At 69.0% G+C, this 13,634-nt stretch carries 9 protein-coding genes and 2 pseudogenes; 7 read left to right on the top strand and 4 right to left on the bottom strand.

Annotated features, from left to right (window positions below; genetic code table 11):
- Positions 1-23 precede the first annotated feature (23 nt).
- Positions 24-1,484: a catalase gene (locus AC068Z_RS39460; RefSeq protein ID WP_478567813.1), complete on the top strand. Its 1,461-nt coding sequence runs from the start codon at positions 24-26 to the stop codon at positions 1,482-1,484.
- A gap of 768 nt (positions 1,485-2,252) precedes the next feature.
- Entirely contained in the window at positions 2,253-2,522 is a 270-nt protein-coding gene (locus tag AC068Z_RS39455) for a DUF3253 domain-containing protein (protein WP_478567604.1), read from the top strand.
- 217 nt (positions 2,523-2,739) lie between these two features.
- On the opposite strand, the gene AC068Z_RS39450 is transcribed toward AC068Z_RS39455, so the two are convergent.
- Positions 2,740-3,729 carry an aldo/keto reductase gene (locus tag AC068Z_RS39450; protein WP_478567601.1) on the bottom strand — a complete coding sequence of 330 codons (990 nt, stop codon included), beginning with the start codon at positions 3,727-3,729 and terminating at the stop codon, positions 2,740-2,742.
- Between the two features lie 744 nt (positions 3,730-4,473).
- Between AC068Z_RS39450 and AC068Z_RS39445 the strand changes: the two genes are divergently transcribed.
- Positions 4,474-5,271 carry a DUF427 domain-containing protein gene (locus tag AC068Z_RS39445; protein WP_478567598.1) on the top strand — a complete coding sequence of 266 codons (798 nt, stop codon included), beginning with the start codon at positions 4,474-4,476 and terminating at the stop codon, positions 5,269-5,271.
- Positions 5,272-5,292: 21 nt separating this feature from the next.
- On the opposite strand, the pseudogene AC068Z_RS39440 reads toward AC068Z_RS39445, so the two are convergent.
- Positions 5,293-5,421: pseudogene (locus AC068Z_RS39440) on the bottom strand (RidA family protein); the annotation flags it as partial.
- Between the two features lie 574 nt (positions 5,422-5,995).
- Here AC068Z_RS39440 and AC068Z_RS39435 point away from each other — a divergent pair.
- Together AC068Z_RS39435 and AC068Z_RS39430 are read left to right on the top strand one after the other, a co-directional pair.
- The gene (locus AC068Z_RS39435; protein ID WP_478567595.1) at positions 5,996-6,685 is read left to right on the top strand and encodes a GAF and ANTAR domain-containing protein; all 690 of its coding nucleotides are present in this window, start codon (positions 5,996-5,998) and stop codon (positions 6,683-6,685) included.
- A gap of 576 nt (positions 6,686-7,261) precedes the next feature.
- Positions 7,262-8,239, top strand: a complete 978-nt coding sequence (locus AC068Z_RS39430) for a hypothetical protein (RefSeq protein ID WP_478567592.1) — start codon at positions 7,262-7,264, stop codon at positions 8,237-8,239.
- A 1,573-nt stretch (positions 8,240-9,812) separates the two neighbouring features.
- Here AC068Z_RS39430 and AC068Z_RS39425 read toward each other — a convergent pair.
- Positions 9,813-10,591, bottom strand: a pseudogene (locus AC068Z_RS39425) (DUF6308 family protein).
- A gap of 332 nt (positions 10,592-10,923) precedes the next feature.
- On the opposite strand from AC068Z_RS39425, the gene AC068Z_RS39420 reads away from it, so the two are divergent.
- Both AC068Z_RS39420 and AC068Z_RS39415 read left to right on the top strand, forming a co-directional pair.
- Entirely contained in the window at positions 10,924-12,150 is a 1,227-nt protein-coding gene (locus tag AC068Z_RS39420) for an MFS transporter (protein WP_478567589.1), read from the top strand.
- Between the two features lie 63 nt (positions 12,151-12,213).
- A complete protein-coding gene (locus AC068Z_RS39415; protein ID WP_478567586.1) occupies positions 12,214-12,885 on the top strand; it encodes a TetR/AcrR family transcriptional regulator in 672 nt (223 codons plus the stop codon).
- Between the two features lie 70 nt (positions 12,886-12,955).
- On the opposite strand, the gene AC068Z_RS39410 is transcribed toward AC068Z_RS39415, so the two are convergent.
- A complete protein-coding gene (locus AC068Z_RS39410) occupies positions 12,956-13,249 on the bottom strand; it encodes a response regulator transcription factor (protein ID WP_478567583.1) in 294 nt (97 codons plus the stop codon).
- Positions 13,250-13,634: the final 385 nt, after the last annotated feature.

Genomic DNA, 13,634 nt, shown 5'->3' with positions numbered 1-13,634 from the left:
TCGACAACGAAAGGCAGACCGTGATGACCGAGAGCCGACCCGCGACGACGACCGACGCCGGCGCTCCGGTGGAGAGCGACGAACACTCACTCACCGTAGGTCCGGACGGACCCATTCTTCTCCAGGACGCCTACCTGATCGAGCAGATGGCGCAGTTCAATCGGGAGCGGATCCCTGAACGGCAGCCGCATGCCAAGGGCAGCGGTGCGTTCGGCCGTTTCGAGGTTACCCATGACGTCAGTGGGTACACCAAGGCGGCGCTGTTCCAGCCCGGGGCTCGTACCGATCTGGTTGCCCGGTTCTCGACCGTGGCCGGTGAGCGCGGCAGCCCGGACACCTGGCGCGACCCGCGGGGCTTCGCGGTGAAGTTCTACACCGCCGAAGGCAACTACGACATGGTCGGCAACAACACGCCGGTGTTCTTCGTGAAGGACCCGATGAAGTTCCAGCACTTCATCCGGTCCCAGAAGCGCCGGGCCGACAGCAACCTGCGTGATCACGACATGCAGTGGGACTTCTGGACCCTCTCGCCCGAGTCCGCGCACCAGGTGACCTGGCTGATGGGTGACCGGGGCATCCCGCGCACCTGGCGTCACATGAACGGGTACACCTCCCACACCTACATGTGGATCAACGCGTCCGGCGAGCGCTTCTGGGTGAAGTACCACTTCAAGACCGACCAGGGCATCGAGTTCTTCACCCAGGACGAGGCCGACCGCATGGCCGGCGCCGACTCGGACTTCCACATGCGGGACCTGTTCGAGCACATCCGGGACGGCGACTTCCCGTCGTGGACGCTGCATGTGCAGGTCATGCCGTACGAGGAGGCTGCGGCGTACCGGTTCAACCCCTTTGACCTCACCAAGGTGTGGCCGCACGGCGATTACCCGCTTCTCCCGGTGGGCCGCATGACGCTGGACCGCAACCCCACCGACAACCACGCTGAGATCGAGCAGGCCGCCTTCCAGCCGAACAACTTCGTCCCCGGCATCGGGCCCAGCCCGGACCGCATGCTCCTGGCCCGGCTGTTCTCCTATGCGGACGCGCACCGTCACCGCATCGGTGCCAACTACCAGCAGCTGCCGGTGAACGCACCGGTCGTCGACGTCCACACGTACTCCAAGGACGGCGCGATGGCCTACCGGAAGACGTCCGATCCGGTCTATGCGCCGAACTCCAAGGGCGGACCCGCCGCCGATACCGAGCGCTACGGCAGCCCTCCGAGCTGGACCGCTGACGGCGAGATCACCCGGGCAGCGTATGTGTCCCATTCGGAGGACGACGACTGGGGGCAGCCCGGCACCCTTGTCCGCGACGTCCTGGACGACGCTGCCCGTGACCGCCTCGTGGACAACGTGGTCGGGCACCTCCTCGACGGGGTGAGCGAGCCGGTTTTGGAGCGCGCCTTCGCGTACTGGACCAACATCGACCCGGCCGTGGGCAAGCGCATCACCGAGGGCGTTCGGGCCAAGCAGGGCTCGTAGGCCCTGTGGGAGATCACCGCCGGCCCGGACGGAGGATCCAGGCCGGCGGGGCGTACGGGCGCGCGACGGCCGGTTGGTGTCGGTGTGCTGTCTGCGGCTACGGGGCCGAGTGACCCGCGGCTGGAGATGGCCGTCGGCCGAAGTTCTTCCTCCCCGGCCTGTTGGCTGGGCGCGATCGGCCGCCGCGGCGGCGGCTGGCGGACCTGCACCGGCTCGCCCCGCTCACGAACAGCAGCGTCGACGCCCTCCGACGCGCCCTGCCCGACGCGCCAGGAGGGGTCGACACCGCCCCCAACTGGTCCAGCCGTTCCCGCAGCGGGTCGACCGGACTCATGGCCAGGCTGCTGGCCGGGGCAGGAGCGGGCAGCGGTCGAGGATCCGCCCGCCCCGCCGCGAGGCCAGGGTGAAGCCGGCGAAGCTGTACAGCAGGGCCGGTGAGCCAGCCGCCCAGCAGCGGACCGACAGCGGTCAGTGCGCCGGACAGCCCGAAGAACAGGGCGAGGGCACGGCCTCGCCGCTCGGCCGGCAACACCGCGGCCCGAGGTGTGTGTCACTCACCATGTCAGTCGTGCCCGTCCGGGCGGGAGCGCAGCGGCAGGGGTGGCCGTCACAGGGCGCGGGTCCTGAGGTCTCTGGGCCTGCGCCCTGTCGTTCCGGACGGCGCGGTCGGTTCGGGCAGCGCTGCACCGGACCATCGAGTGGCAGCGTTCACCGCGGGGCCCTTCATTCCACGCCCGCTCCGTCCGCGGCGGTGCCAGACTGGATGGCGTGGCGCAGACGGACGACGACAGGCGGCTGGAGCAGGCCATCAGGGGCCTGCTGGAGCGCCGTGCCGAAACCGCCTCGATCTGCCCGTCGGAGGTTGCGCGCGAGGTGTACGAGGGCGACGACGACGGCTGGCGGTCCCTGATGGGACCAGTACGCCGGGCGGCCTGGCGGCTGGCGGAGGCCGGTAAGGTCGAGGTGACCCAGGGCGGGCGGCCCGTCGAGGAGAGCGTGGCGCGCGGTCCCTTGCGTATCCGTCGCGTACGGCCGTAGCTGCGGCCCGCGGCGCGAGCACTCGCCGGGACGGCGGGCACGTACCGCCGGGTTGCGGTGACCGGCCTCTCAGCCGACGGCCTCACCCCGCCCCTCATGCCCTGACAGCAACCCGCACGATGGACTGGGAACACGCCGCGCCGCAGCTGGCCGACCAGATCGTGGCCTCCGGCCCGGGCTTCACCCCGCGCGTCCCGGCCGGGGCCCTGCGCCAGCCTCAACGGTTGACGGACCGCATGCCCGCTTCGTCGTACCGCTCACCGGCCGCCTCGGGAAGTTCCGCGTCGATGCGGGCCAAGTCGTCCTTCGTCAGGTCGATGTCGACGGCGGCAGCGTTCTGCTCCAAGTAGGTGCGGCGCTTGGTGCCCGGGATCGGCACCAGGTCCTCGCCCTGGGCCAGCACCCACGCGATGGCCAGCTGAGCCGGCGTCACGTCCTTCTCGGCGGCGATCTCCTTCACTTTCGCCGCCAACCGCAGGTTCGCCTCCAGATTGGCGTCCTGGAAGCGCGGGTTCTGGCGGCGCCAGTCGTCGGCGTCCAGGTCGTCCGGCGAGGTGAACCGCCCGGCGAGGAAGCCGCGGCCGAGGGGCGAGTACGGTACGAAGCCGATGCCCAGCTCCCTGCAGGCGGGCAGCACCTCGGCCTCCACGTCCCGCGACCACAGCGAGTACTCGCTCTGCACGGCCGTGACCGGGTGCACGGCGTGCGCACGCCGGATGGTCTCGGCGCTCGCCTCGCTCAGCCCGATGTAGCGCACCTTGCCCTCGGCGACCAGTTCGCCCAGCGCGCCGACCGTCTCCTCGATGGGCACGTTCGGGTCGACCCGGTGCTGGTAGTACAGGTCGATGTGATCGGTTCCCAGTCGTTTCAGGGAGCCGTGGACGGAGCTGCGGACGTGTTCGGCCGAGCCGTCCTGCGGGCCGACCGTGCTGATGTCGCCCGGGACAGCGTCGTCCATCCGGTAGTTGAACTTCGTCGCGATCACATACTCGTCGCGGCGCCCCCGGATCGCCTCGCCCACCAGGGACTCGTTGGTGAGCGGGCCGTACATCTGCGCGGTGTCGAGAAAGTTCACCCCGAGGTCGAGGGCGTGCCGGATCGTGGCGACGCCCTCCTCCTCGTCGGCGGTTCCGTAGAAGGCGGACATGCCCATGCACCCCAGCCCTATGGCCGATACCTGCAATTCCCGCAGACTTCGCTTCTGCATGTCGTGTCCCAGCCTTCCCTGCACGGTTGATCGTCCTTCGGGCCGCACGAGGCCTCCCGTCCGTCCAGGCACGGACGCCACCACCCGGAATCCCAGGAGGAGCGGGCGCTGAGACGACTGCTTCGTGCGCCGTTACGTCCTCGACGCTACGACTTCGAGCGCACTCCATGGCAAGTCGGATTGAGGGAAGGCCTGGCTCCTGGCCGGGCACCGCACCCGTGTGATGCTCCAGCGCCTGGAGGAGACGAGCCTGGACTCGTTCGTCTTCGCGTGCGGAATGCGGCGCCGGGGACGCCGGTGGTACCAGCGGCCGGCCGCGCCCGGGACGACGCTGTCGGCGACCGCCCGCCACGTCTCGGGGCGGAGTCCGGCTGTCAGATCGCCCGCTGCGCCCGCCCCTCCCCCATAGGTGGGCACTCACCCGGGGTGGGCACTCACCCGGGGTGGGCACTCACCCGGGGTGGGCACTCACCCGGGGTGGGCCGCGGGGCTGCTGGCCGCCTCCCAGACGATGTCGACCGTGGTCACTTCCGGGTGGCCGATGGGCGCGGGGCGGCCCCCTCCGGCGTGGAGGGGCGCCGCTGGGACGGAGTCAACGGTGGCCTGCATCTCCTGTGCGGTGTCGGGGCGAAACAGTGTGGAGAACAAGGACCGCAGGGGAGAGAACGTGACCGACACGGGCGTGGGCCGGGGCGCAGTACTGCCAAGAAGCGTGATGTCGAGTGCGCAGGCCGGTGATCACCAGTGACGAGATGGACGCCCCGGCCCGATGGCGGACGGCCCTCGGGGAAACCCTGCTCCCACACCTGGACGGCGGACCCACCCCCGCTGGGCGAGACGTGCGCGTCCTGCGCGGCGCGCGGACGCACACCGGCCGACCTGCTGCTGTGTCTGACCTGCGGCCACGTGGGCTGCAGCGACAGCTCGCGCGGCGCTCACGCCACGGCCCACTTCGACTCCAGCACACACCCGGTGGCACGCACCCTGTCAGGCCACCGGCAATGGGCCTGGTGTTACGAGGACGAGGTGTATCTGGACCAGCTGGAAGAGCCCGTGTCACGTTCGGCCCCGCGGCCGCCCGAGTCGGTCTGGGACTACCCGCGGCCGCCCGTCATGCGGGAGGACGACCGCGACGTGCGGGTGGAGTGCGCCGGACAGATGATCGCCGAGACCCGCAGCGCCGTCCGGGTACTGGAGACCAGCCATCCTCCCGTGTTCTACATCCCTCCGCGCGACGTCCGTACGGATTTCCTGATCCCAGCGGTCGCGGGCCGGACCTGGTGCGAATGGAAAGGGGCGGCCCGGTACTGGGACGTCGTCGTGGGAGACCACGTACGCGCTCGCGCCGCTTGGAACTATCCCCGTCCCGAGCCCGGCTACGCACCCATCGCCGGTTTCTTCGCCTTCTACCCGAGCCGCGTGGACCGCTGCACGGTCGACGGCGAGGAGGTCACGGCGCAGGAGGGAGACTTCTACGGCGGCTGGATCACGGCGGAGGTGCGTGGGCCGTTCAAGGGCGCCCCGGGCACCCGACTGTGGTGAGGCGGCCAGGGTGAGCGCCGCTCAGTCGAGGATCGCGGTCGCTGCCACCTCGACCAGGACGTCTGGCTCGAACAGGTACTCCACCCCGGTCAGCGAGGAAGGCGGAAGCGGCACCGTCAGCCCGATCTCCTCCGCCACCTGCCCGAGGCCGACGTCGTCCGCCTGGCCCTGCGACGGCGCCACCTCTGGTACTCCCAGACCCGGTGTTCGTGCCATGGCGCACGCGGCCGCGAGTTTCGGACTGGCGGCCTCATCGAGCAGTAGTGGGTTCTGGCACAGATCGGTTGACCGCCCGGACGGGTGGCGAGGAGGGTGAGCCATGGAGTGGCTCAGGGACGCGCGGCTGGCAGCCGGGCCTGAGGCCACCCGGTCCTTGGAGGCGGCTTTTCACGCTCGGTGCTCACCTTATGAGGGTGTAGTGACGGTGTACGACGATCCGACGACGCCGGTAGTCGTGACGGGCATCGGTCCCCGCGGGAGCCGACGGTGCGCATTCCCCCGGGCGTCTACCCGGGGTAGAGATCGCGTGGACGGCAGGCCCGTACGAGTTCATGGGCGAGCACGCCGACGCCGTTGAGTGCGCCGCGACGCGCCTGTGCAGTGGCCCTCGGTCTGCTGTCGCAGTGCCGTCTGGTGACGGCTCCCACCGACGTCCCCGATGCTGGTTGCGTGAAAAATTGGGCATCAGGGATCCCACCAGGAAAGCGAGCAGTGGAGGTTCGGTGTGGACTGGCGGTGGTTCGCCCAGCAGATGGCGTCGACGGCGCGCGATCTTCTGGCGCAGGAGTCGGTGAACGCCACCCTTGACCGCATCACCCTGGCGGCCACCGAGGTCGTGGGCGATTGCGATGCAGCTGGCATTCTCGTGCTGCAAGGCCAGCGGGTACAGACCCTTGCCCCTACCGAGCAGCTGGTCATCGACAGCGACCAGCTGCAGGAGCGGCTGGGAGAAGGCCCGTGTTTCGACGCCGCCCGCAGCTCACGAGGCGAACGTGTCTTCCGCATCCACGACCTCACCAGCGAACGGCAGCGCTGGCCCGCTTACGCACCGCAGGCCCACACCCTCGGCATCGGCAGCATGATGGGCTTCCTGCTGTTCACCGAAGACGAAGACCTCGGCGCCCTGAACCTCTACTCCCGCCAGCCCGGAGCGTTCACCGAAGCCAGCCAGACGGAAGGCATGCTGCTGGCCTCCCACGCCGCAGTGGCCTTCTCCGCAGCCCGCAGCCACGCCCAGATGCACCACGCCATGGACACACGCCACACCATCGGCGAAGCCATGGGCATCCTCATGGGCCGCCACCACCTCACCGAAGAGCAAGCCTTCGACGTGCTGCGCCGCTACTCCCAGGAGAACAACATCAAGCTCCGCAAGGTCGCCCGCCAGGTCTGCGAGCAGGGCAACCTCGACTGAGGCCCGGATAGACGGCCCCTCCGGCACTCGGTCTGAACCGGAGAAGCCTGAGTCGGACCGGCCCTATGGAACACCGGTAGACGGCCTGAACACAGAGTTGCCCGGCCACGAAACCCGCACCACCCGTTCAAGCCGCGCGGCTGTCGGTACGTGCAGAAGGCCCTCACAGCGCGACCAGTTGACCGAGCTGGAGGCGAAAGCGCGATCGTGCGCGGGGCCGGGACGTGGAGAGGGGTCCGCCTCGCCTGCACCGCCGCTACCAGCAGCAACGCCCCAACCGTTGAACAGCACGCCCTATAGATGCCCAGTTCAGGCTGGGTACGTCACAGATTCCCGACAACGCCGAATTATGCGACCGTCCACGGGCGCCGCCACGTCGTCCGCCCGAGACACCTGCGGGCCCGCCTCACTCGGCCAACGGGGCATTACCTCCGGAGTAATCGCGCCGGTGGCCGGCGGCCAGGCATGTTGATCCCACTGAGCGGCGGCAGGCCGCATCAGCGGAACGAGAGGTGTGCAATGTTTGCGGGGCAGCGTGGTCTGGCGGGTATAGCGGTGGCGGCCCTACTGGCGGGGGTGACGACCTCAGCAGTGGCCAGGGCGGACGACGGGCAGAGCGCCGCCCAGCGGGAGTGCCCGGAGGCACACGCAAAGGTCGAGCGGCTGGAAGGGAGGATCACCCCCAACGCCTGCGCGTTCATACGACGCCAGGTTGCCTTCGGTGAGCTGGCGACCGGCACCCCGCCGTCCCTCGGAGACCTCAACCATCCCCGGGTACAGGCCTATCTCGACATCTTCGACGAGGAAGCCACCCTCTGGGAGGCAGGCAGCGCCCCGCAGCGCGGCCACGCCGTCATCGGCACCTCCATCACTGGCTCCCTGCGGCTGGTCCCCAACCTCCGCTACCGCGGCACCGACGTGGTAGCCGACGGAGCTGTCATGATGTTCGGCCAGTGGAACGAGGCCACGCTGAAGGGCCACAAGGTGGCCTACCCCCAAGTCGCACGCAACGTTCTGGGCGACGACGGCAAGACGCTCCAGGCGCGCCGCTACTACGACCGCTACATCCTGTTCCGGGACACGGTTCCCGAGCTGGTACCCACGCCTTTGTTCGAAGGGATCGCGGAAGCCGGCCCAGCCCCATCCTCCGGTGCGGCGCCCGAGCGCTTCCGGGCGGCGGAGATCTCGACGCGTCTCGCGGCGTGGAACGCAGAGGACACCGACTCTCTGGTCGCGCGTATGGGCGGCGCACGGCTGACGGGTCCGGGGCTCGACGTTCCGCTAGCGACCAAGGCTGGAAAGCGGGCCTACCTCCAGCGCTTCTTCGACACAGCGGACGTCCGCTTCAAAGCCGGGCAGGCCGCGTTCGGCAGGACCACGACGTACCTGGAGTGGCACGGCACAGTTTCCGGACCGAAGGGCCAGGACATTTCGTTCGGGATCGTCGAACGCTTCGGCCCCGGCGGCGAGTGGGAGCTGTACTTCGACACCCTCCCGCTGGTCGCGGACCAAGCACAGATCAGCGCCCTCTTCCAGAAGCTGGCGCAGCCCTAGCAGATCGACTCCGATGCCGATGAAACAGCGATGATGGGGCGGGCGAGCACTGTAATCCGTCGGTACGTCGCGTGAGCCAGACGCGTCACCGTTCCCGCTTCTTGGCCCGCGCCGGGTTCGACGTTGGACTTTTGCACGCTTCTGCGGGGTGCCTCGGGAAGGCTCCCCACGTCCACCCGATGCTCCCGCACCCATGCCGCCGGGTATCGCCCCCAGCGGACAGGCGGGGAGAGGCGCAGACGGCAAGGGTGCCCGGGTAGAGGACCTGGTACCCGGATCGGGCCCGGGCGAGGTCGGCGACGGTTTTCTCGGCGGGACGCAGATGCTCGGCGGCCAGAGCAACGGTGCGGACCCGCGCGCTGGAGCCCGCAGGACGTGTAGAGGGCGTGCGCGGCGCGGGCCAGGAGCACGGTGTGCTGGGTGGCCTCGGGCAGAGTCCGGCTGCGGCGGGTGGAGCTGTGGTCGGCGTAGTGGATGGTTCAGGTGACCGAGCCGGGGGCCGATGGCTGGCTGCGCAGCTGCCCGGCGGTCGGCTCGCCGCGCACCGCCGGGCAACCCTGCACAGTTGTTGCCCCTGTTCACCGCCATGGAGACGCCATCGTGCTCTAGCGGGGCAGTGCTGTCCCGGGTGCACGGCCGCCGCAGTCAGACCAGCAGGAATCCCCCCAACACTCCGGCCGTAGTGGCGTCAGCGGTCGTCGGGATGGGGGGAGGCGGGGCCGGGCCCGGAGGGGGGACGGCTCCACCCCGGGCGCGTGGTGCATCTGCGCCGCCTGGGCCACGGCCTGGCCCCACCCGTGGGCGCGCTGGAAGCCACCGCGGCTTCCCTCGCGCCTGACCACATGTGCGGTGAACACGCTCGCCCCGGGTGGCTCGAGAATTCCGTGGAGTACCTTTCCGCCCCGTGCCGGGGCGTCCTGGGCCCCTGAGGCTGATCCGACCCCGGCGAAGGCGTGTACGCGTGTCCGCTTCGGTCTCGGACGGTACGTACATCCTCAGCCTGTACGACCGCGCCTCCGCCTACGTGCTGGGGCAGGAGGCCGACAGGGCTCGTGCGGAAACGCCCTGGCTAAGATCAGCGAGCAGCGGGCGTCTGGGGGGATCCAGCGCATGCCGTGATGCGCTACGTCTGCCGGCGCAATGAAGCACGCCGTCTCGAACAACTTGGCGAGCCGGAGCGGGCCGCGGCCGTCTGGCGAGAGCTCGCAGAGCAGGGCGCCCCGGATGCATTCGTCCACGTTGGGCTCCATCACCTGGGCTCGACCAGCGGACGGGCGCTGAGTGCTGGTTCCGGCAGGATGCCGAGACCGGTGACGACGACGCCTCGCAGGAGCCGGTGTTCCGGCCCTGGCAGGTCTGCTCCGCCACGATCATGTCCGCTCGAAAGGGCCGGGGCTGCAGGGCGGCCCCTGCGGCCATGCGGGATGACCCGGGCAGGCAGCAGGGTCAGGCGAGGCTGAGACGGCAGCCTGTACACGTAGGACGAATGCCGGATCTTCAGGGGCAGTTGCGGTGTTCGATCCGGTGCCGCATCCACGCGGCCACGTCGCACACCCGCAGCACACTGACGGTCTCAAGGATGCCGACAAACCTGACGCAACGTCACCAGGCCGCGGTGCACGGCACGGTCGTCGCCGCGCAGTGCGGCGTGCAACGTCAGCCAGAAGTCAGCGGGGTGTCCCAGCGCACAGCGCACCACATCGTCGTAGACGAGCAGCAGTCTGGGGCGCTTGCGGGCCAGGAGCTTGCCTGCGGTCACCCACCCGACACCGTGCTGGGCTACCAGCAGTGCCCAGGCCTTATGGCCGACGAGCCCGGTTTCAGTTGGGCGGTGTCGGCATCGGCCATGTCAAAACCGGCGGGAATCTCACTCAGCATGCCGGACAGACGAACGCCGAGGCGGCCCTTCACAGGGTCCAGCGCCACGGGCGCCGGAACGGTGACAGACAGGGTCCGCACCGCGATGAGGGCCTGCGCCGTGATGCGGTCGGCGACGTCCGGGCGGTCACCTCCACCCGTCAGGGAAGCTGCCGTCTTTCGCCGAGATCGCGCACCGGGTGATTGGCGCCAGAGAACATCCAGCCTATGCCTCGTGGGCGGTGTGGGTGGACGGGATCGAAAGGCTCCGGTGCAGCCGGGCCGACGCCGAAGACAAAGCGCCCGCCTGAGGGGCTTGAGGCGCCACCTGCCAGGCCAGAGACCATCCCGACTCGGACCGTATGGTCCTGGCCGTGTGCTACGCGCACTCGGGGCAAGGTCATTCCATCCCGTGCGTCGGCGGATCCGACCGCGCCTCTGACGTGGTCTTGTCGGCCTCCACAGCGAACGACAGCCCGCCGGCGTGCACTTCACCGGTGCCACGCGGCTGCGCGGTCCAGGCTTCGCCAGGGCGAATGGACGGTATCGGGCTGGCTGCTGCCTGGTTCACGGAAGGCGAGTTCGGGCAGGACGCCGCCGCAGTCCAACAGCGGCCGGCCGACCAACTTTGTCCGCCGTTGGGCTCTTGCATGCGAAGTGTGATCCGGGGGTCATCGTGCCCGTGGCCTGTCTATTCGCCATCCCCTGGTCCTTACCCCCTCATTGAATAGACGCGACGACTAGTCTAGTCTTCAGATTAGACGCAACGGTAAGTCTCGGCATGCGCCGTTACTTCCGTACTCACCTGCTCATGAGAGGCCACTTCAGTGGGGAACTCGACCGTCCGCGCCGTCGACCGGACAGGCGCTCCAGAGAGGGCACGCGGCGGCGGCCTCGCCGTGTTCAGCGTGGCCTTCGCCTTCTGGATCACCATGGCGGGCACCACCGCGCCCACCCCGCTCTATCCGCTGTACGGCGAGGAGTTCGGCTTCACGCCGTTCACCGTGACCGTCGTCTTCGCCGTCTACGCGCTCGGCGTGGTTCTCGGACTGCTGGTCTTCGGCCGGCTCTCGGACCAAGTGGGACGCCGTCCCGTCCTGGTCGCGGCCACCTTGCTCTCCGTGGTCGCCGCGGTGGTCTTCCTGCTGGCCCAGAGCGTCGCCGCGATGCTCGTCGCCCGGGTCGTGTCCGGCTTCTCCGCGGCCCTGGTGACCGGCGCCGCCACCGCCTCCCTCACCGAACGGCTCGGGCAGCACGGCCGCATCAAGCCGGCCACCCTCGCGTTGTTCGCGAACATGGGCGGCCTCGCCTGCGGCACGCTCATCGCGGGGATCCTGGCGGACCTCGCGCCCTCCCCGCTGCGCACCCCGTGGGTCGTCATGCTCGCCCTCGCCGCCATCGGCACGCTCGGCGTCCTCGTGAACGGCGAGAGCTCCCCCCACCGTTCCGGTTTCTCGCTGCAGGTCCAGCCGCTGCACGTCCCCGGCGAGATCCGCTCGGACTTCTTGCGCTCCGCGATGGCGGCGGGCGCGGGCTTCGCCGTGCTCGGTGTCCTGACCGCCGTAACAGGCCTGTTCCTGGGGACGGTGCTGCACGAGTCCAGCCACAGCCTCACCGGACTCGTCGTCTTCATCGCCTTCGCCTGCACGGCCCTCGGCCAGCTTCTCGTCCGCACCCTCAAGCCGGCCACCGCCCTGCCCGCCTCGTGCCTGGGCCTGATCGTGGCGGCCGGTCTGATCGCCACCGCGATGGCCACCAGCACCCTGGCTCCTCTGCTCCTCGGCGCCGCGATCAACGGACTGGCGACGGGTATCGCCGTCGGTCACGGCATCGGCGGCATCACCACCCGCAGCGCCCCACAGCACCGGGGCGCCTCGGTCTCCACCTTCTTCGCCATCCTGTACTCGATGCTGGCGGTGCCCGCGATCGGTGTGGGCGTCCTGATCCGCGAGACCAGCCTGCGCCCGGCCGGCGAGACGTTCAGCGCGGTGGTCGCCGCGCTCTCCCTCGGCGTCCTGCTCAGCCTGGTGCGCACCGGCCGGAAGGCCGCCTGAGTGAGCCTGCCGTGAACCGTTTCACGGCAGGCCCGCTGTGCCAGAATCACAGCGACGGACACGATGCGAAGGGTAGACGGAACCATCAGCGCCACGCGGAAACCATCACCGGCCTGCGAGAAGACCACCGTCGTCAGCCGAACCGGCCCACGCCGCAGCGAGAGCGTCCGGCTCGCGGTGCTGCACGCCGCGGACGACCTCCTGGTCGAGCGGGGCTTCGCCGCCCTGACCATCGAGGGCATCGCCCAGCGCGCGGGGGTGGCCAAGCAGACGATCTACCGCTGGTGGAAGTCGAAGGTCGACATCCTCCTCGACACCCTCGCCGACGACGCCCGCGAGGCCCTGGAGTGGCGTGCGGACGAAAGTCGCGGTCTCGAGGAGGCCCTCACCTCCCATCTGCAGCGGGTGGCCGATTTCTTCGCGGAGCCCGCCGGCCAGGTGCTGCTGGCCCTCTTGGGCCACGCCCAGTTGGACAGCGATACGGCCGCTTCCCTGCGGGCCGGGTTCCTCAAGGAGCAGCGGGAGCGCGACATGGTCGGCCTGCGAGATCTCCTCGCCCGCGACAAGGACCTGTCCGTGGACGACCGCACCCTCGACCACCTCGTGGACATGCTGCTCGGCCCGCTGTACTACCGGGTTCTGGTCTCCGGTTCCCCCATCGACAGGGAATTGGTGGAGACGACGTCGCGTCTCGTCCTGGCGCTCGCCCGCGAGCCGTCGCCCCGGAATCCCTGACCTGCGACCCGGACCGACCTGTGGGAGTGGCCCCCGACGTGTGTCGTCGGGGGCCACTCGCACGCGATGGTCAGTGCAGGCTGATGCAGCCGCTCCTGATCCCCTCGATAACCGCTTCGGTGCGCGATGCCGCACCCAGCTTAATGAAAATCGAATGCAGATGAACCTTGACGGTGCGCTCGGATATCCCTAACAGTCGGGCCACCATCCTGTTGGAGTTCCCCTCCTTGATTCCATTCAGGACCTGACGCTCCCGCGGCGTAAGTGTCGATACCGTTCTGGTCGCCACGCGATCCGCCACCACCTGCTCGGGCTCCGGAGTGGTCGCTAATCCCTCGGACGTCGGACGGGATACGCGAGACATGTACTTCCCCCTGCCATGCATGGTCGTCACTCATCAAGACGTGTACGCGAGCGCCATTGCCCTGCCGGACACATCTTCAACGATTACTCGTCGCGAAAACAGTATATGGGCGCCACCGAAAACCATGGATTAAACGTGGGTTACTTCACACGTGAAGGTTGCATTCTAAACTTTCCACCGCCTGGGCCACACCAACAGCCGGAAGCTGTGATTCCACTGCAAGAAAATGTATGTTGCATACATTGCACTGGATAAAGCATCGAACGGCCAATAGGGTGGGACCCGGAGGCGGAATAACGCCTCGCGTCTCATCATTCGTTTTCCCTGCGGGGAGTGAGCCGATGTTCGTCGAGCGGGTACGGCGAAAGAACCACTTACTCTTTCC

The organism is Streptomyces sp. NPDC043726 (assembly GCF_056436565.1).
Note: the sequence above shows the minus strand (reverse complement) of the source record. Positions and strands in the feature narration are given on the sequence as shown.

Bases quoted from the DNA above. Each gene is read 5' to 3' on its own strand.
- AC068Z_RS39410 (WP_478567583.1), bottom strand. From the start codon at position 13,249: ATGTCTCGCGTATCCCGTCCGACGTCCGAGGGATTAGCGACCACTCCG.
- AC068Z_RS39415 (WP_478567586.1), top strand. From the start codon at position 12,214: ATGCGAAGGGTAGACGGAACCATCAGCGCCACGCGGAAACCATCACCG.
- AC068Z_RS39450 (WP_478567601.1), bottom strand. From the start codon at position 3,729: ATGCAGAAGCGAAGTCTGCGGGAATTGCAGGTATCGGCCATAGGGCTG.
- AC068Z_RS39460 (WP_478567813.1), top strand. From the start codon at position 24: ATGACCGAGAGCCGACCCGCGACGACGACCGACGCCGGCGCTCCGGTG.